This is a genomic window from Peribacillus frigoritolerans, assembly GCF_004358755.1.
Taxonomy (GTDB): domain Bacteria; phylum Bacillota; class Bacilli; order Bacillales; family Bacillaceae; genus Bacillus_P.
On sequence record NZ_SMZY01000007.1, the window covers coordinates 34,798 to 53,920 of the forward strand.

The 19,123-nt window shown below is 41.4% G+C and carries 19 protein-coding genes and 1 riboswitch; of the genes, 17 read left to right on the plus strand and 2 right to left on the minus strand.

What is annotated here, in order from left to right; genetic code table 11:
• The first annotated feature begins 72 nt into the window (after window positions 1-72).
• The 4 genes from E2R53_RS21425 to E2R53_RS21440 all read left to right on the plus strand — a co-directional run bounded on the left by E2R53_RS21425 (window position 73) and on the right by E2R53_RS21440 (window position 4,038).
• Window positions 73-1,452, plus strand: coding sequence for an aldehyde dehydrogenase (locus E2R53_RS21425; RefSeq protein ID WP_133313746.1), 1,380 nt, complete (start codon window positions 73-75; stop codon window positions 1,450-1,452).
• Window positions 1,453-1,594: 142 nt separating this feature from the next.
• Window positions 1,595-2,311: an ABC transporter ATP-binding protein gene (locus E2R53_RS21430; protein WP_133313777.1), complete on the plus strand. Its 717-nt coding sequence runs from the start codon at window positions 1,595-1,597 to the stop codon at window positions 2,309-2,311.
• Window positions 2,308-3,321: an ABC transporter permease gene (locus tag E2R53_RS21435; protein ID WP_133313747.1), complete on the plus strand. Its 1,014-nt coding sequence runs from the start codon at window positions 2,308-2,310 to the stop codon at window positions 3,319-3,321. The genes E2R53_RS21430 and E2R53_RS21435 overlap by 4 nt, the downstream gene beginning before the upstream one ends.
• A 60-nt stretch (window positions 3,322-3,381) precedes the next feature.
• Window positions 3,382-4,038 (plus strand): TetR/AcrR family transcriptional regulator, encoded by a 657-nt coding sequence (locus E2R53_RS21440; RefSeq protein WP_133313748.1) that lies wholly within the window; start codon window positions 3,382-3,384, stop codon window positions 4,036-4,038.
• Between the two features lie 72 nt (window positions 4,039-4,110).
• Here E2R53_RS21440 and E2R53_RS21445 read toward each other — a convergent pair whose 3' ends face one another.
• Window positions 4,111-5,397: a Na+/H+ antiporter NhaC family protein gene (locus E2R53_RS21445; RefSeq protein ID WP_133313749.1), complete on the minus strand. Its 1,287-nt coding sequence runs from the start codon at window positions 5,395-5,397 to the stop codon at window positions 4,111-4,113.
• Between the two features lie 80 nt (window positions 5,398-5,477).
• A riboswitch (SAM riboswitch) is annotated at window positions 5,478-5,583 on the minus strand.
• A gap of 164 nt (window positions 5,584-5,747) precedes the next feature.
• Between E2R53_RS21445 and E2R53_RS21450 the strand changes: the two genes are divergently transcribed.
• The 9 genes from E2R53_RS21450 (at window position 5,748) to E2R53_RS21490 (ending at window position 12,565) form a co-directional block, all read left to right on the plus strand.
• Window positions 5,748-6,371 carry a TetR/AcrR family transcriptional regulator gene (locus tag E2R53_RS21450; protein ID WP_133313750.1) on the plus strand — a complete coding sequence of 208 codons (624 nt, stop codon included), beginning with the start codon at window positions 5,748-5,750 and terminating at the stop codon, window positions 6,369-6,371.
• A 71-nt stretch (window positions 6,372-6,442) separates the two neighbouring features.
• Window positions 6,443-7,321, plus strand: coding sequence for a GNAT family N-acetyltransferase (locus tag E2R53_RS21455; protein ID WP_133313751.1), 879 nt, complete (start codon window positions 6,443-6,445; stop codon window positions 7,319-7,321).
• Between the two features lie 49 nt (window positions 7,322-7,370).
• Window positions 7,371-7,697, plus strand: a complete 327-nt coding sequence (locus E2R53_RS21460; protein WP_165971069.1) for a DUF3889 domain-containing protein — start codon at window positions 7,371-7,373, stop codon at window positions 7,695-7,697.
• Between the two features lie 147 nt (window positions 7,698-7,844).
• The gene (locus tag E2R53_RS21465) at window positions 7,845-8,222 is read left to right on the plus strand and encodes a GntR family transcriptional regulator (RefSeq protein ID WP_133313753.1); all 378 of its coding nucleotides are present in this window, start codon (window positions 7,845-7,847) and stop codon (window positions 8,220-8,222) included.
• Window positions 8,212-9,081: an ABC transporter ATP-binding protein gene (locus tag E2R53_RS21470; RefSeq protein WP_133313754.1), complete on the plus strand. Its 870-nt coding sequence runs from the start codon at window positions 8,212-8,214 to the stop codon at window positions 9,079-9,081. Before E2R53_RS21465 ends, E2R53_RS21470 begins: the two co-directional genes overlap by 11 nt.
• Window positions 9,078-9,779 (plus strand): hypothetical protein, encoded by a 702-nt coding sequence (locus E2R53_RS21475; protein ID WP_133313755.1) that lies wholly within the window; start codon window positions 9,078-9,080, stop codon window positions 9,777-9,779. The genes E2R53_RS21470 and E2R53_RS21475 overlap by 4 nt, the downstream gene beginning before the upstream one ends.
• Before the next feature lie 119 nt (window positions 9,780-9,898).
• Window positions 9,899-10,933, plus strand: a complete 1,035-nt coding sequence (ytvI, locus tag E2R53_RS21480; protein ID WP_286166371.1) for a sporulation integral membrane protein YtvI — start codon at window positions 9,899-9,901, stop codon at window positions 10,931-10,933.
• Between the two features lie 64 nt (window positions 10,934-10,997).
• Window positions 10,998-11,597, plus strand: coding sequence for a DedA family protein (locus tag E2R53_RS21485; protein WP_070878697.1), 600 nt, complete (start codon window positions 10,998-11,000; stop codon window positions 11,595-11,597).
• A gap of 197 nt (window positions 11,598-11,794) precedes the next feature.
• Entirely contained in the window at window positions 11,795-12,565 is a 771-nt protein-coding gene (locus tag E2R53_RS21490; protein ID WP_133313757.1) for a class I SAM-dependent methyltransferase, read from the plus strand.
• A gap of 109 nt (window positions 12,566-12,674) precedes the next feature.
• Here the strand turns inward: E2R53_RS21490 and E2R53_RS21495 are convergent, their stop codons facing one another.
• Window positions 12,675-12,995, minus strand: coding sequence for a thioredoxin family protein (locus E2R53_RS21495; protein ID WP_070878701.1), 321 nt, complete (start codon window positions 12,993-12,995; stop codon window positions 12,675-12,677).
• Window positions 12,996-13,197: 202 nt separating this feature from the next.
• Between E2R53_RS21495 and E2R53_RS21500 the strand changes: the two genes are divergently transcribed.
• From E2R53_RS21500 to E2R53_RS21515, 4 genes are all read left to right on the plus strand, one after another.
• Window positions 13,198-14,283, plus strand: coding sequence for a D-alanine--D-alanine ligase (locus E2R53_RS21500; RefSeq protein WP_133313758.1), 1,086 nt, complete (start codon window positions 13,198-13,200; stop codon window positions 14,281-14,283).
• An 85-nt stretch (window positions 14,284-14,368) separates the two neighbouring features.
• Entirely contained in the window at window positions 14,369-15,736 is a 1,368-nt protein-coding gene (locus E2R53_RS21505; protein WP_133313759.1) for a UDP-N-acetylmuramoyl-tripeptide--D-alanyl-D-alanine ligase, read from the plus strand.
• Window positions 15,737-16,338: 602 nt separating this feature from the next.
• On the plus strand, window positions 16,339-17,046 hold the full coding sequence (locus E2R53_RS21510) for an alpha/beta hydrolase (RefSeq protein ID WP_133313760.1): 708 nt from the start codon (window positions 16,339-16,341) through the stop codon (window positions 17,044-17,046).
• 165 nt (window positions 17,047-17,211) lie between these two features.
• Window positions 17,212-18,705 carry a DEAD/DEAH box helicase gene (locus tag E2R53_RS21515; RefSeq protein ID WP_133313761.1) on the plus strand — a complete coding sequence of 498 codons (1,494 nt, stop codon included), beginning with the start codon at window positions 17,212-17,214 and terminating at the stop codon, window positions 18,703-18,705.
• Window positions 18,706-19,123: the final 418 nt, after the last annotated feature.

Genomic DNA, 19,123 nt, shown 5'->3' on the forward strand with positions numbered 1-19,123 from the left:
GGTAATCCTATCATTATGTATTATATGTTTATAAGATTAAACACATAAACACTTTAAGAGGTGGTAAAATAAATGACTGCAGAAGAACAAATACAAGCTCTTCTCTCCAATCAAAGAGCCTACTTTTTAAAAGGATACACTAGAAGTGTGCAGGGAAGATATGATCAGCTCGGCAAGCTTCGTCTAGCTATAAAGGAAAAGGAACGTGCGATCATGGATGCATTGAACAAGGATTTAAACAAATCCGAGTTCGAAGCCTATTCAACCGAGATCGGCATCCTTCTCGAGGAGATTTCTTTCTCTCAAAAGAATCTTAAAAAATGGGCTGCTCCTAAAAAGGTGAAAACAGCCATGACCCACATTGGTACAACTGGGAAAATTGTTCCGGAGCCTTTTGGAACAGCCCTTATTATTGCGCCTTGGAATTATCCGTTTCAGCTCGCAATATCTCCGCTTGTTGGCGCGATTGCCGCAGGAAACACAGCGATTCTGAAACCGTCTGAATTTGCACCGAATGTATCAAAGCTTCTGAAAAACCTGGTAGAAGAAATCTTTCCTGCAGAACTTGTCGCAGTGGTTGAAGGCGGTATTGAAACGAATCAACTGCTGCTCGCTGAGAAATTCGATACGATTTTCTTTACAGGAAGTGTGCCCGTCGGAAAAATCGTGATGGAGGCAGCATCCAAGCACCTTACACCGGTCACATTGGAGCTTGGCGGAAAAAGCCCGTGTATTATCCATAAAGATGCTGATTTGAAGCTCTCTGCAAAAAGAATTGCCTTCGGAAAATTTACGAATGCGGGTCAAACCTGCATCGCACCAGATTATCTGCTTGTTCACAGTGACGTAAAGAAAGAATTTTTATCGCTGCTTCAAGCTGAAATAACGGAAATGTTCAGTGAGAATCCGCTTTTGAATGAAAATTACAGCAGGATGATCAGTGAGAAGCACTTCAATCGATTAACGGAATTCTTCTCAGACGGTAAGGCAATTTTAGGCGGAACAGCCGATCGTGATTCTTTGAAAATTGCTCCAACGATTTTAGATGAGGTAAAAGCAGATGCAGCTGTTATGCAGGAAGAGATCTTCGGTCCGATTTTACCGGTTATGGAATATGCCGATTTAGATGAGGCCATTACCTTTATTCAAGTTCGCCCTAAACCACTTGCTCTTTACCTGTTTACTTCAAGTAAACAGACGGAGCAGCAGGTCATTGAACAAGTTTCCTTTGGCGGCGGATGCATAAACGATACGCTCATGCACATTGCAACCCCGCATCTTCCATTTGGGGGAGTAGGGGAAAGCGGGATGGGCAATTATCATGGCAAGTACAGCTTTGAAGCCTTTTCTCATTACAAAAGTGTTCTCCATCAAACAACAAAATTTGATTTCAGCTTCAGATATCCTAACGCAAAAAACGGACTGAAATTGATAAGAAGGTTGCTTAAATAAAAGAAAGCAGCGGACTGTTCAAGGTTCGCTGCTTTTTTAGCAAAGAAAAAAGTGATTACTCACTTTACAAAAGAATATATATAGCTTAAGGTATAAATGAGTGATTACTCACTTTTATTTAGGAGGTTTTCATATGAGTGAAATGAGCATCGTACTCCAATCAGTTTCAAAATCATTCGGTAAAAAAGAAGTGATAAAGAATGTTTCATTTTCAGTAGGAAAAGGGGAAATCTTTGGCCTGCTGGGACCTTCAGGGTCAGGAAAAACAACGTTAATTAAAATGATAGTTGGCATTGAAGAAGCAAGCACGGGGGAAGCAAACGTGTTAGGGGTGAAAATGCCGGACTTAAAATCTCTGAAAAATATCGGATTCATGGCACAGTCAGATGCTCTTTACGGAGAGCTTACCGGAAAAGAAAATATCGCTTTTTTTGCCGCTCTCAGCGGTCTAAAAGGAAAGAAGAAAAAAGAGAGAATTCAGTATGTGATGGATCTTGTTAACCTTTCTGAACATGCATCTAAACGGACAGGAGATTATTCAGGGGGAATGAAGCGCCGTCTGTCGCTTGCGATTGCCATGCTTCATGAACCGCAGATCCTTGTGCTTGATGAGCCGACGGTGGGGATTGATCCAATCCTGCGCCAGTCGATTTGGGAGGAGCTTCAAAACATCAGGCGTACAGGAACGACGATTGTTGTGACAACGCATGTAATGGATGAAGCTGAAAAATGTGACAGGATTGGCTTCATTCGGGAAGGAATCCTTATCGCTTCAGGAACGCCTGAACAATTGAAATCACACTCTGAGTCAAACACCATTGAAGAGGCATTTTTAGCTTATGGAGGTGCAAAAGAATGAGGGTGCTTGCGATTGTGATTCGGATCATTCAGCAATTTGTCCGGGATAAGCGAACTCTGGCGCTGATGCTTATTGCCCCTCTGTTTATCCTTACATTAATGAACTTTATTTTTGACAGTGAGGCGTACTCACCTAAAATTGGCGTGCACGGAGCCCCGGAGAAATTGGTGACAGTTCTCAAGGAGAATGATAGTAAAGTCATAGAATACGATGAAAATGCACCGGGAAAATGGGTGAAAGCAGACAGTCTGGATGCTTTTGTTTCTTTTGATAAAGGGGAAACAGAGATTACATTAGAAGGCTCTGATCCGAGTGTAAGCCGGGCGGTGCTTGGTCTTATGCAAAAAAGCGTAAAACCGGATCAGCAATCAGAGCCTGCTGTGAACTACCTGCACGGATCAAGTGATATGACATCCTTTGATAACATCGGGCCAATTCTTATAGGCGTATTTATCTTTTTCTTTGTTTTCCTGATTGCAGGTGTTTCTTTTCTGCGTGAAAGAACAAGCGGAACATTGGACCGGATCATGGCGACACCGCTTAAGCGCTTTGAACTGGTTCTTGGGTATGTGATCGGATTTGGAATTTTTACTACGTTTCAGGCCATTTTGATATCGGCATTTTCCATAAGTGTGCTGGACATGATGATGGAAGGGTCTTATTTCTATGTTCTTCTTATTACGTTTCTTCTTGCTATGACCTCTTTAACACTAGGCACCTTGCTGTCTGCATTTGCAAATAACGAGCTGCAGATGTTTCAATTCATACCGCTTGTCATTGTGCCGCAAATTTTCTTTTCAGGTCTTTTTAAATTGGAAACGATGGCGGATTGGCTGCAGTCCATCAGTTATGCCATGCCGCTTAAATACGGTGCGGATGCTCTGAAGGGAATTATGATTAAAGGATATGGGTGGGGGGATATTGCACAAGATGTCTATATTCTGCTTGGATTTTCCCTCGCTTTCCTGATTCTTAATATCTTCGCGTTGAAAAAGGTGAGGAGGCTGTAATGCTGTTGATTGCTTTTTCATTTATAATAGGACATATAGATGAATGAGGAGTTTTATAAAATGAGCAATCAATTTTCCATTGAAGAGCTGCTTAAGCTGACAGATGAAGATGTTAAGATGAGTGAAAAACAAAAAAAGGTAGTAGAAGCTGCCATTGAAATATTTGCAGATAAAGGGTTTGCAGCCGCATCAACCAGCGAAATTGCTAAAAAAGCGGGAGTCGCAGAGGGCACAATTTTCCGTCATTATCAAACGAAAAAAGACCTGCTGTTTTCGATTGTCATGCCGACCATAACAACATTTATTGCCCCATTTTTAGTGAGGAATTTTCTTCAGGATGTAACAAAACAGAACCATCAGGACCTTGAACAAATGCTGAGATTCATTCTTGAAAACCGCTATGAGTTTATCAAGAAAAATCATCCTGTGATTAAGATTTTACTTCAGGAAGTTTTTTTTCATGAAGAGTTCAGGGGGGAGCTCCGCAAGGTTGTTTTGGAACATGCAGTTGAGAAGCTGAAGCAGCTGATCACGCACTTCCAGGAAAAAGGCGAGATGGTTGAGATGCCTCCTGAAACGGTTCTTCGAATGATTATCACCACGATTATGGGGTTCTTGATTGGAAGGTTCATCATTATGCCGGACCTGGACTGGGATGATGAAGCGGAAAAAGAATATACGATCCAGTTTCTTTTGCATGGATTGATGAAGAGGTAAGGCTGCTCATAGAATGAGCGGCTTTTTTCTCCTAAAAAACAGAGTCCGATTATCGGACTCTGTCAATAAAATTTACCGGGATTCTTTAAATCTCGGATAGCCTATAATTATAGCAACAATACCCATGATGGCTATTAAGAATGGGTAAAAAGAGAATGGCAGGATATCAGTTGGTGAAATCTTGGCAAATTGAGCGGCAGTCAGCATTTGAGCACCGTAAGGAATTAACCCCTGTATACTGCAAGAGAAAATATCTAAAAGGCTCGCAGATTTCCGTTTATCAATCTCATACTTATCCGCCATATCTTTTGCGAGAGAACCTGCTGCAATAATAGAGATCGTATTATTCGCAGTTGCAAGGTTTGTCGTGCTGACAAGACCGGCAATGGCAAATTCTGCTCCTTTTTTAGAAGATATTCTTCGCGTCATTGCTTCTAAAATAAAGTGAATGCCGCCGTTTCGTTTAATTAATTCAACCATTCCGCCGATTAAGAGTGAAAGAATGACTAATTCGGCCATCCCCATAATACCATCTGTTATTTTCTGAAGAAATGCCGTTAACGTGTAGCTGCCATCAGAAAGGCCGATGATTCCGCTAAGCAGGATACCTCCAGTTAAAACAACGATTACATTCATTCCAAGAAGCGCTGTTACAAGAACGGCTATATATGGCACCATTTTAATGAAACTGAATTCTCCGGGAGAAACTGGTGATTGATTGCCGAGAGTAATGACAATTAAAACGACACTAGTTATAATGGCAGCCGGCAAAACAATGAAGAAGTTTACCTTGAACTTGTCTCTCATTTCCGTTTGCTGTGTCCGAACGGCTGCAATCGTTGTATCCGATATAAAAGACAGATTATCCCCGAACATTGCACCGCCAATTACGGCAGCCATAGCAAGAGCTGCTGAAATATCAGCTTCTGCACTGATGGCAACGCCAATTGGAGCAAGGGCAGCAATTGTTCCCATTGAAGTACCCATTGCAAGTGAAATAAAAGCCCCAATGATAAATAATCCAACAATCAAAAAGCTTTGCGGCAAAAAGGTAAGAGCAAGATTGACAGTTGATTCAACTGCTCCCATTCCTTTGGCCACTTCTGAGAAAGCCCCAGCCAAGATAAAAATAAACACCATGATCATTAAATCAGGATGACCTGACCCTTTAGCAAAGCTCTCCACTTTTGAAGTGAATGTTTCTTTCCGATTCATCATTAGTGCAGCGCCTGCTGCAATGATGATGGCAACAAGAATCGGCATCTTATAAAAATCGCCTGTTATAATACCAGACCCTACAAATAGGGCAAGAAATATGATTAATGGCAATAATGCCAGTCCATTTCCTTTTGTCTCCATGTGTACCACCTTTCTTTCTATAAAAAAAAAATCTCTTCTAAAATAAGAAGAGACCTTATATCCGGAATGGAAATAAGCTCTTCTCATTTTTCAAGCACAAGGCTTGCTGGAATTGGCACAGCACTCGGAACCGAGTCCGCTGCCGAGGCATCACAGGGCCAGTCCCTCTGCCTCTCTTAATAAGAAGATATATGTGTGTTTTTAAAAAAGTCCTTTCCTACATTAAGGGGTTATTGTGTAAAAGTCAAATGGTAGATTTAACAAATATTTTTTCGAAATTGTTTGAATTTACCGTCATCAGTGGAATAAAATAAACTATATAGTCGGTTTTTAAAAAAGGCGGTGTAAAAGTGGCTCCAATTGTTTCAAATGAATACAAGGAGAAAAAAAAGCGTCATATTCTTGAGAGTGCCCTGAAGGCTTTTGGCGAAAAAGGATTTCAGCTTGCAACAATAGACGACATTGTTGCTGAATCCGGGTTAAGCAAGGGGGCGATCTACAACTATTTTAAAAGCAAGGAAGAAATTTATCTTCAGCTGATGCAGATGCGGACAGAGGAGAATATCGCCAAGCTGAAAAATACCTTTCAAGAGAGCGTGACTGCAAAAGAAAAACTTCACCAGTTTTTCAAAAACTACGCAGAAATCGAGCTGTCTCAAAAGTGGCAGAGAATGATCGGTGTTCACCTTGAATTCTGGATTCACTCAGGCAGGGACGAAGAGCTGAAGCAAGTCATGACAGACCGTTATGCCAATGTCTATCAGGCGCTGCTCATTGAGATCATCGAAGAAGGCATCAGACAAAATGAATTCAACAAAGACACAGATCCTTCACTCGTATCATCTATGGTGTGGGGAACCATAGATGGCATGTGTCTTCACTATTCAGTAATAGGCGGGAGTTACCCTTATCAAAAACAAATTCGCGCTTTAGAAGAAATGATCTTCTTGTACTTGGAAAAAGGGAGAGCTTAAGTTTTTAAAAGGAGAATTGCAGACACTAAGAGGTTAGAAAGCTTACAGTCTGCTGAGAAAAGGGGTACGTTATGATCACCATTAAAAGATTGTCTCAATGTACGCTTGAAGAAGCATTAACAGCATGGAATAAAGGCTTTGAGGGATATTATTTTGATATGACGCTGTCTCTTGAGAATTTTTTTAATCGAATGGTGCTTGAAAACCTTTCGCCGGCATTATCTGTAGTTGCTTTTCACGGCTCCAAGCCGGTTGGGCTTGTTTTGAATGGAATCAGAACCATAGACGGCAAAAAAATTGCATGGAACGGCGGAACTGGTGTTGCTCCTGAGTACCGAAGCAAAGGGGTCGGGGTCAAGCTGATGGAAGAGGTTTTATCCCTTTACGAAAAAGAAAATGTTGACACAGCTACTCTTGAAGCCGTTTCTCATAATGATCGTGCGATCAAGCTTTATGAAAAAATGGGCTATAAGGTAGTAGACAGGATTGCACACCTCGGACATTCAGCTCCGCTTAAGCTCGAACAACCAAAAGGGGGATTCCGTGTTCAGGTCAAAAAGCCGCGGGACGTACAGAATATCCCTTTTTATAACAAGCTGGCGCCATGGCAGGTCCAGTGGCAAAACATCAGGGATGGTGAATCCATTCTTGCTGTAGACGCAAAAGGGGAAACCATCGGATTCGCCCTGTCTAAACGGAAATATGAGGATGACGGAACGCTATCTGGCATCCTTTTATTTCAATGTGAGGCACACCCTGAACATCAGGAGAAAGAAGCACTTGTGCGCTCGCTGCTGCATGAAGCATTCGCATTCTCTAACACGGAAGAGGTTCAAAGAACGGCTGTCAATCTATCTAAATCCAATCAGCTGGTCCATGAAATCTTAGAAAAAGAGGGATTCATCGAAAAAGCAGAACAGGTGTTTATGATCAAAGAGATGTCTGCATAGAATCCGTTCATTTACAAACCCTATGAAAAAGAAAGAAGGGATTGTAAAAATGAAGAGATGGCTGAACATCTTGCTGATTTTCTGTTTGGCAGGAAGCAGTATGACCGCGTTTTCTGTTCAAGCTCATGCAGAAACCAAAGTGCTTTCCTATGAAGAGTTTGGAAGAGTTGCGATGCGCAAGACCATGGAAAAATACCCTGATGCTCAAATCACTGACTATCTTCATGTAGGAAAAAAGAGAAAAGCAGCAACTTCAATTGAAACGTTCAAGCTTACGCTGAAGGAAAAGAATAAAACGTTTCAACTATTTGTTTTCGTTGAATATAATGAGAAAACCAAAAAAGTGGTCAAGGTTACATTTAAAAAGGCAGCTTGAATGTAGGCGGTCCCCCTAAGGGATTGCCTTTTTTTATTTGGAATTAGTCCATTTTCAGGTTTTGTATTGACAATGTTTTACAGCGTGGTATATAGTTAATTACATAAGTAACTAACCAATTAACAAGTGAACCGAAAGAGGGGTCATATGTATCCATTTTTAGATACCGACAGACCGATTTTCCAGCAAATAGCGGAGCAGATAGAAGATGACATCATCAACGGCATGATTCAGGAAGGAGAGAGAGTTCCATCGACAAATGAGTTCGCGGCACATTATCAAATTAATCCTGCAACAGCAGCAAAGGGGATCAATCAGTTAGTGGAGAAAGGCATTCTTTTTAAGAAGAGAGGAATTGGGATGTTCGTAGCTGAAGGGGCAAAGGGGATATTAACCGGCCAGCGGAAAGAGCAATTTTACGAAGCCTTTATTTTGCCGCTGAAGAAGGAAGCGGCAAAATTGAATATCAGTGTGAACGATCTAAAAGATATGCTTGAAAAAGGGAGCGGTCATAATGAAGGTTAATATGAAGGAATTAACGAAGGTTTATGGCAAGAAAAGCGCGCTTGACGGCATTACACTGGAACTTGAAGAAAATAAGATTTACGGCCTGCTCGGGCGGAATGGAGCCGGTAAAACGACATTGATGCAGATTCTTGCCGGTCAGATCCTGCCAACGGGTGGTTCGGTGTTAATAAATGACCAAAAACCTTTTGAAAATCAAGAGATAACGGAGTCGATCTGTTTGATCAATGAAAGCGAAAATTTTAAAAAAGGATTAAAGATAAAAGATGTCCTAAAAATCGCACGCTGCTTTTACCCGAATTGGAGCCGTGAAACAGCTGAAAAACTGCTCGAGGATTTTTATCTTGATGAAAATATGAAAGTCAAAACATTATCAAAGGGAATGGAATCTGCACTGGGAATTACGGTTGGTCTTGCAAGCCGGGCGCCAATTACGATATTTGATGAGCCATATATCGGTCTCGATGCTGCAGCCAGAAGCAGATTTTACGATCTGCTATTGGAAGAGTACGAAGAATATCCGCGTACGTTTATTTTATCTACTCATCTAATAGATGAAGTCAGCCGGCTGCTGGAAGAAGTGCTCATTGTATCTGATGGAAGGCTGCTGATGCAGAAAAATGCAGATGAACTTAGAGAGGAATCGTTTTTGGTCAATGGATCTTCAGCAGCAGTTGCTGAATTTGTGAAAAACAAAAACGTCATTTACCGCAAATCATTTGGAAGCATGGAACAGGCCGTCCTGTATGGTGAAAACCGCATGGAGGCTAAAAAGGCGGGATTGCAGGTCGAACATGTGCCTGTTCAGGATTTAATGGTTTATTTAACAGCAAAACCGAAAGGCGGGATTTCTGCATGATAAGACAATGTCGCGGCATCTTATTGTTTGAAGTATTGGATATCCGAAATTCTCTTACGATCTTCTGGGCCATTCTGATCAGCTGCATGGCTTTATCCTTTGGCATTCAGCTTACAATTGGAGGAAACCTGACAGTCTCAAGCTCAGCCGCGGTCTATATTTTCAGCGCAATCGCAGGATTTATGACTGTAAAAGAAACATATCCGTTCAGCATCAAAAGAGGGGCTACAAGAAAAAATTACTATGTGGCCACGATTCTCTTTCTCCTCATGCTCGCTATGTTTTTGGCGGCTGCTCATACTCTATTAATCATGGTGCTTGAAGGAATGGGTTCCATGATGGTGAATGAAAATTTCAAGATTCAATACATGGCGAAATTTCTAGGGCATGAAAATCTGTATCTGGTCAATTTCTTTATTGACGGGGCTATCAGATTCTTCTTATTATCAGGCTTCTTTCTCCTAGGCAGTTTGTTTTACCGGTTTGGTTTATTAGGAGGGTATGCTGCGATTGGATTGGGTGCTGTCCTTTTGTTCATTCCTGCTGTCCGCAATGAATTTATCAAAACAGGATTTGAGTTTTTAGGCGATCAGGCCCTCCTACATTTTGGCTATTTGATTGGAATCGGAGCGGTCTTTCTGGCAATAGGCTGGTTTGTCCTGATAAAAGCGGCCGCAAAGACAGTTTCCTCGCGATAAAGGACTTTAAAAGCAGGCTGAATTTGGCTTGCTTTTTTATTTTGGCATATAACTTGATTTGCTTTTAATAGATTATAATGAGAGAAACACGCATATATATTAAAAGGAGAAACAAAAAGGTGAACAAGAAAAAATGGATTTTGCTCTGTATTTTAATTGTCGTGGTCACGTTCCTTTTGCCGCTAAGCCTATCTCTTCTATTTGCATTGGTTACTGCTCTTCTATTGGAAGGGGCTGTGCAGAGGCTGCAAAACCATTTGAAGTTTGGACGGGGTCTTGCCGTTTTTACCGCATTTACAGCCTATGCTGCAATGCTTGTGATGATTGGCTACTTTACAGTTAAGGTTGTCTTTGATCAATTTGTTGCATTTGCATCAAATCTCCCTGAAATTATTGAAGAGGTTTATGCAAGCATTATCCAGCCCACTTTAACGAAATGGGAACAAGTGCAGGAAACCATTCCAAGAGGGGTTGTCCAATCGCTTGAAGAATCGTTTACAGCTGGACTAAAGTCGTTTGAAGAAGGGGTGAATGGATTTTTAAACAGTTTGATCGATTTTATTGCCTTTCTGCCCGGTTTTATGTTTGAAATCCTGATCTATCTCATTGCTTTATATTTATTCAGCCTTGAGCTTTCTCGATTAAAAAGGATGATAGCAGACAGTTTAACAGTGAAAACAAAGGAGAAACTCGTTCTTGTTCTGGAAGAATTAAACAAAGCAGGGATTGGTTTTGTCAAAGCCCAGATTTTTTTAAGCGCCCTGACGTTTGTGATGGCGTTTGCGGGGCTATCTATCCTTTCAGTTCCTTACACGGTGGTCTTGTCTCTCCTGATTGTCATTGTGGATATTCTGCCGATCCTCGGAACTGGATCCTTCCTCGTTCCATGGGCGATTTACGCATTTTTTCAAAATGACCAAGCTTTATCGATTGGATTGGTGATTCTCTTTTTAGTCATCACGGTGGTCAGAAGGGTCATTGAACCTAAAATCTTTTCAAGCAGCATGGGCATTACGCCTTTAGCAGCTCTGATCAGCCTGTTCATAGGATTTAAACTCCTTGGATTTATCGGATTATTCGCAGGCCCTGCCCTTGTCATTGTTTTTGACACGCTTAGAAAAGCACGTATGATTCGGACGGACTTTAAGTTCTGACCCGAGTTTTGATGAGCGGTCAGTGCTGTTTTCTTTTTAGAAAATACAAAGCAGAGGAGCAATTATGAAGGAATTCATTTATTCACTCTTAGAGATTCTGGCTGATTTAGGCTATTACGGGATTGCACTGGGATTAATGATTGAGGTGATTCCGAGTGAAATTGTTCTGGGGTATGGGGGCTATTTAATTTCTCTTGGACAAATTGAATTTGCAGGAGCGGTTGTTGCGGGAGTGATTGGAGGAACGCTTGCTCAAGTTTTCCTTTATTGGATGGGGTATTATGGCGGAAGACCCTTTCTTGAAAAGTTCGGGAAGTTTTTATTTATTAATAAACATCATCTGGATCTTTCAGAAGCCTGGTTTGAAAAATATGGGGCCGGAGTTATTTTTACAGCAAGATTCATTCCGGTTGTGAGACATGCCATCTCCATTCCGGCAGGAATCGGGAAGATGCCGTTATGGAGGTTTACTGTTTATACAGTGGCTGCCATGATTCCATGGACGATCTTCTTCTTGTATTTGGGGATTCAGCTTGGCACGAATTGGACAGAGATTAAATATGCTGCTGAACCGTATATTATTCCCATTGTCATTATTATGGCGCTTGCGGGAATCGGCTACTATATTGTAAAGCGCAATGATCCGCGCACAAAGAGGATTTAAAGGTTAAACAAACGTTTGATTAAATCGATAGCAAGAGGAAGCTCAAGCTTTTCGTCCAAAGTAAATCCAGCAAAAAAAGTCAAACCCGGACTTATCTGTCATGCCTGAGTTAAACGGGTGATTCCTCATTTCCAATGTATGAGCAACTGAATTAAGGCTATAAATAATAACATCATTCTACTGGGGAGGCGGGTTTTATGTTCAGCAGCTACAGCAGGCTTGCAACGGAAGTTTATGATATCGATAAGCCGGTCGGCCATTCTTTTGGAGACATTGACTATTACAGGGAGCGTCTGAAGGAAGTGAAAGGACGTATTTTAGAGCCGGGAACAGGTTCAGGAAGAATCTATATTCCTTTACTTCAGGATGGACTGAACATAGAAGGGATTGATCAATCACCGGAAATGCTTGATTCATGCAAAATGCGCTGCGAGGAAAGGGGGCTGTCTCCTGTCCTCCATGAAATGGATATGAGTGAGATGAAACTGCAGCGGACTTACGAGGCCATTATCATTCCTGCAGGAACGTTTTTGCTGATTGAAGACAGAAAGAAATCGATACTTGCCCTCAAGAATTTTTATGATCATCTGGCTGCAGGCGGCCGTCTGATTCTTGATCTTTATTTGCAGCCTGAAGCAGCCTTAAATGAAGTCAAAACAAAAACGTGGGTTACACCTGAGCAAAACGTGATTACAATGGAATCAAAGCGGGTGGAAGTGAATTTCCTTGAGCAGTATTCAGTAAGCTATTTGAAATATGAAAAATGGCAGGACGGAAAGCTGATTGACACTGAACTGCAGAGATTTGCGATGAGATGGTACGGTGTACGGGAATTTAAACTGGTTTTAGAGCGGCTTGGATTTACAGACATTGTGATTTCAGCTGATTATACATATGGAAAAGCACCGGTTCATGCTGATCAAACCATTACATTTGAAGCAAGAAAACCAGAAAGCACGTACTCATGAAGAGTATGTGCTTATTGGTTTTCTTTTTTCTTCAACAAGCGGAATCACGCGCTTTGAGCTGCGTTCAGCTCCACATAAAACGTTTGGCTAATCTGTCAATTCTAAAAACTTATCCGAGCTTTTCTTGAAGGAATTCCGTCACTTGCTCTGGAGATTTCGCATTAGCGCTGTGAAGATGTCCAAGTTTTTCTCCGTTTTTGAAAATCAGAATGCTTGGAATGCCCATTACTTGATACGTTTCTGCAAGTTCAGGGAACTCATCTTTATTGATTTCGTACCACTCATATTTAGAATAAGCCTCAATGATTTCATCAATGAACATATTCATTCTCGTACAGTCAGGGCACCAGTCTGCGAAAAATTTGATTAGCACCTCTTGATCTTGGGTAATTAACTCTTGAAACTGTTCTTTAGATGTAATTTGCTTCATGATTTTGCCTCCTTGCTCTTATTTTAATACATAATCAGGATTTTGCATTCACCAATTGCTTATGCAGGTCCAAATAAACTTTTAAGCGGACGCAAAAAGGTGTGCCGCTCGAATGTTATAAAGAATTGCATGATGGGCTATAACAATTTGATTTGAAAATGATAATATAGAAGAGATGAACTTTCTTTAGGGGGATATCCACATGAAAATTAAAGTCGGATTATTATACGGCGGCAAGTCAGCAGAGCATCAGGTTTCTTTGCAGACAGCACTTGCTGTTATAAAAGCGTTAGATACAAACAAATTTGATATACATCCAATCTATATTTCAGATAAAGGCGAATGGATCCGGGGAGCGAAATTGCATGAGCCTGTTGAAAACGTTGCTGCTCTTCAGTTTAAAGACGGAGGCACAGCTGTTTCGCCGGTTGCTTTGAATCAGGATCTCTTTCCTTCAAAGACCGACAATGAGCATGAGCAAATCGATGTCGTGTTCCCGCTTCTGCATGGACCAAACGGTGAAGACGGAACGGTTCAGGGAATGCTTGAACTTCTGAATCTTCCTTATGTAGGGAATGGCGTTCTCGCTTCTGCAGCCGGAATGGATAAAGTGATCATGAAAAACTTGTTTGCACAGGCAGGACTTGAGCAGGCTAACTACGTTTCATTCATTAAGAGCGACTGGAAGAAAGCTCCGGAAAAAGCATACGAGACAGTTGAGCAGGAGCTTGGCTACCCTTGTTTTGTAAAACCTGCAAACCTTGGATCAAGTGTCGGCATCAGCAAATGCAAAGACCGTGAATCCCTTGTAAAAGCTTTTGATGAAGCATTCAACTATGACCGCAAAATTATTATTGAAGAAGGCATCATCGGCCGTGAAATCGAAATCGGCGTTATTGGAAACGATGAACCAAGCTGCTCTGTAGTCGGAGAGGTTGCACCTAAAAAAGAATTTTACGACTACAATTCGAAATACGTTGATGGCGATACAGATATGATGATCCCGGCACAAGTTACAGAAGAAGAATATGCTCTGATCAAAGATTTAGCGATTAAATCATTTAAGGCCATTGACGGATCAGGTCTTGTGCGTGCAGATTTCTTTTTAACAGAAGACGGAAGAGCATTGATCAATGAAGTAAACACAATGCCTGGGTTTACGCCTTACAGCATGTTCCCGCTGCTTTGGAAGCATGCAGGTGTCGAGTACCCTGAGCTTATTGAAAAATTAGTTGAGCTTGCGCTTGAACGCCACGAAGGAAAACAGCAAATTAAACATACGTTTTAAGAAAGCATGGAAACACTATTCTCAGGGATAGTGTTTCTTGGTCTACATATGATGAAATAACATGGATTTGAAAGGAGCAAAACAAATGATACGACGTTCGTTAGTGGATATTCAAACGATGGCAGGCGGATCAGGGTTATCTGCTGAAAAAGAAAATGAATTCATTCATGGAATTACAACGGATTCCAGGAAGATTGAAGCGGGAACTCTATTCATTCCGATTGTCGGCGAAAATTTTGACGGGCATGAGTTTGCCGGCAAAGCACTTGAGGAAGGTGCAGCTGCAACTTTATGGGACCGCTCAAAACCTAATCCTCCTGCAGGTGCCGTTATTTTAGTTGAAGATACGTTAAAGGCATTGCAGAAATTAGCAAGCAGTTATTTAGAACAGCTTCAGCTTAAGGTAATCGGCGTAACAGGAAGCAATGGGAAAACAACTACTAAAGATATGGTAGCTGCTCTGCTTTCAACGACGTACAAAGTACATAAAACCAAAGGGAATTTTAACAATCATATTGGGCTGCCGCTTACGATTCTGAGTATGACTGAGGACGTAGAAGCAGCGGTGCTCGAAATGGGCATGAGCAACAGGGGAGAAATTGAGCTCTTATCAAATCTCGCTAAGCCGGATGCAGCAATCATCACAAATATCGGCGAGTCCCATTTAATGAATTTGGGTTCAAGAGAAGGCATTGCAGAAGCGAAGCTTGAAATCGTCAGCGGGCTAAAGCCTGACGGCGTGCTTATTTATGACGGAGAGGAACCTTTGCTTACTGAACGGGTTCAATCTTATTCGTTTAAAACGATTTCTTTTGGCGGGTCAAAACGGAATGCCTATTCTCCTTCAGAGATTGAGCAAACAGAAAACGGCACATTCTTTAAAATCAGCGGGCGGGAAGAGAAGTTATTTTTGCCTGTGCTTGGGAAACATAATGTGAATAATGCGCTTGCCGCCATCGCTGCAGCAGAATTCTTGGGTGTGACACAAGAGAAAATCAGTGAAGGTTTGAAAGCGATCCAAATGACTGGCATGCGTCTTGAATTAACGAAAACAAAAGAGAATCTTGCTGTAATCAATGATGCATACAATGCAAGCCCGACTTCAATGAAAGCTGCCATCAGACTTGCCTGTGATATGCAGGGATACAATCAGAAAATTTTAGTTCTTGGAGACATCCTTGAACTTGGCGATGAGATGCAGGTGAAGTTTCATCAAGAGGTAGGAGAATCAATCGATTCAAAAGAGATTGATTATCTCTTCACGTTCGGAAAACTGGGTGCGGAAATTGCTGCAGGAGCACAAAAGAAAATGGATTCATCCCTCATTCACGTTTATCAGGATAAACAAGAGCTTGTTAACCATTTAAAACAAACGGCAAAATCCGGAGATCTCGTATTAGTAAAAGCTTCACGCGGCATGAAGCTTGAAGAAGTCGTCAATGCGCTGCTTTAAGGGGTAAGTCCGCATAAACGAAAAAAACTTAAGATTTTGCAGCACAAAAAATTCTGGTGTTAAATGCACCAGAATTTTTTTTTGTAAGATGTCGCTCCGCTCCATACTTAAGTATAACTTTGTACATTTAAAGGCTTGGATAATTTAATGAATGAGGGACTTGCAGGGGTTCTGCCCGCAATTAATCCGATAGAAGACGATGGGGTTAAACAGAAAAACCGCTTATAATACGGGCTCATCAAAAAAGAGTTCATTCTTCTTACAAACGATCTTATGTAGAATGGATCACGAGTAGTGTTAAACGTCTGGAATCACATAATAAAAGATTGGGGTCAAACAACCTTAGCAACAGCTGCTGAATAGCCCTTATATTCATTAAAAAATAAATGGTGCAATCACTAAAACAACTAATCCAATACCCACTGAATATGGTGTTAATTCACTCAATACTTCTACTGCGCTATCTTTTAAGACTGTCATGATGAACGCTCCTTTTTGTTTTAAAATATAGTAACCCAGGGTACTTTTTATATACCCAGGGTTTTTTTATTTAAAACTACAACTGGCGCAGTTTAAAAAAATGACATTTGGGAGAGAGCGACATGAAAGGATGCCTATGTATTCACGGATTTACTGGTGCCCCGTATGAAGTGGAACCTCTTGTCCGCCATTTGAAGGAAGAGACGGACTGGGTGCTTAAAGTGCCCACTCTTCCAGGGCACGGAGAAACCTTGAGTCTGAGAGGGATTGGGTTTAATCAGTGGATTGCCCATGCTGAAAATGAATTAAGGGACCTATTAGAGGAATGCACGGAAGTCTATATCATTGGATTTTCAATGGGGGGATTAATTGCTGCGTATCTTGCATCAAGGTATCCGGTAGCAAAACTGGTCCTGTTAAGCGCGGCTGCTTATTACCTTAATCCCCGGCAGATGCTCGTTGACGTAAAAGATCTCATTGCAGATGCCATTCGGGGTAATGGAGCAAACAATGAAATTTATATAAGATACAGAAAAAAAGTGCTGGAAACGCCGATCGCAGCGACTCTCGAATTCAGGAAATTAGTCAGGTACATTCGCCCAATCTTGGATAAAATAACTATACCGGTCCTCATCGTTCAAGGTGAATGTGATGGAATTGTACCTGTAAAAAGTGCAAGATATATTTATGAGAGAATCACTTCAGAGCAGAAGGAGCTTTGTTTTCTGCCCTGTTCGAAGCATCTCATTTGCCATGGGGATGATTTCCCAATGCTTGTTGAAGTTATAGAATCCTTCCTGATGACACAAAATAAAATGAGTGTAAAATGAACCACATCTCTAAGGCTTGTTGTAAAAGCATAAAAAAAGTGATATGATTAAAGTTAAGTGTTTACGGGCTTTTATAAAGCTAACGTTTTGCCCGATGGGGCGTTTTTTGATTCACCATACATGAAAGTCTGTGAAAGCTATAGAGATTAAAAGGAGTAGAACAAATTGACAAATACGTTTCAAGAACTAGGTATCAGCCCATTATTAATGGAAGCTATTAATAAAATGGGGTTTGAAGAAGCTACACCTATCCAAGCACAAACCATTCCACTGGGGCTACAGAATAAAGATGTGATCGGCCAAGCACAAACTGGAACTGGTAAAACAGCTGCATTCGGTATTCCGCTTATTGAAAAAATCGATGTTAAACAAGATAAGATTCAAGGGATCATCATTGCACCGACTCGCGAACTTGCGATTCAAGTATCTGAAGAGCTTTACAAAATCGGTTCAGCTAAACGCGTTCGCGTTCTTCCGATTTACGGAGGACAGGATATTAACCGCCAAATTCGCTCATTGAAGAAGTTTCCTCATATTATCGTTGGTACTCCGGGCCGTCTAATTGACCATATCAACCGTAAAACATTGAAATTATCTGACGTTCAAACAGTTGTAATGGATGAAGCAGATGAAATGCTTAACATGGGATTCATTGAAGATATTGAAAACATTCTTTCAAATGTTCCTTCAGAGCATCAAACATTGCTGTTCTCAGCTACAATGCCTGATCCAATCAGACGCATCGCTGAGAAATTCATGACAAACCCTGAGCTTGTTAAAGTGCAAGCGAAGGAAATGACTGTTTCTAACATTCAGCAGTTCTTCATTGAAGTACAGGAAAAGAAGAAGTTTGATGTATTAACACGTCTTCTTGACATTCAATCACCTGAGCTTGCGATCGTTTTCGGACGCACAAAGCGCAGAGTAGATGAGCTTTCTGAAGCTTTAATGCTAAGAGGATATGCAGCTGAGGGAATTCATGGCGACTTAACTCAAGCTAAACGTATGTCTGCTCTTCGCAAATTTAAAGAAGGCGCAATTGAAGTGCTTGTAGCTACTGACGTTGCTGCGCGCGGACTTGACATTTCTGGTGTAACTCATGTTTACAACTTTGATGTTCCTCAAGACCCTGAAAGCTACGTTCACCGTATCGGCCGTACTGGCCGTGCAGGCAAAACGGGTGCTGCGATGACATTCGTAACACCAAGAGAACAAGATATGCTTAAAATCATTGAGCGTACAACTAAACGCAAAATGGACCGCATGAAAGCACCGACTCTTGATGAGGCGCTTGAAGGTCAGCAATCTGTTTCAATTGATAAAATCCGTCAGACAATTACTGATGATAACTTGTCATTCTATAAGCGTACGGCTGAAGCATTGCTTGAAGAATTCGACCAAGTATCAGTCCTTGCTGCTGCAATTAAATTAATGACAAAAGAACCGAACCAAACTCCGGTTAACTTAACGGATGAGGCTCCTATGTATGCGAAAAGAGGCGGAAAACGTTCTTCTTCTTCTTCTTCAAGCAACCGCAACAGAAGAGACGGCCAGCGCCCGCATTCTAAGAGCAACAACAAACGTTCTTACGGACAACAAGGCGGCAAGCCGAACAGAGACAACAAAAGACGTTACTCAAACTCATCTTCATCTAACTAATAGATGATGACTCAAAACACACCGTGCATGTATGTACGGTGTGTTTTTTTTGTGCTTTTTGGCGGATTAAGTCTTGTTTAGCGCACTTCGGGTGAAGGGGTATCCACTCTATGTGCTCTTAACTCCTGTTTAGCGCACTTCAGAAGGAGCGGTATACTCAGTTTGTGATGTTAACTCTTGTTTAGCGCATTTCGGGTGGAGCAGGTTCGTCAGTTTGTGCTCTTAACTCCGGTTTAGCGCACTTCAGAAGGAGCGGTCTCCTCACTTAGTGCAGTTAACTCTTGTTTAGCGCACTTCGGGTGAAGGGGTATCCACTCTATGTGCTCTTAACTCCTGTTTAGCGCACTTCAGAAGGAGCGTTCTCCTCACTTAGTGCAGTTAACTCTTGTTTATCGCACTTCGGGTGGAGCAGGTTCCT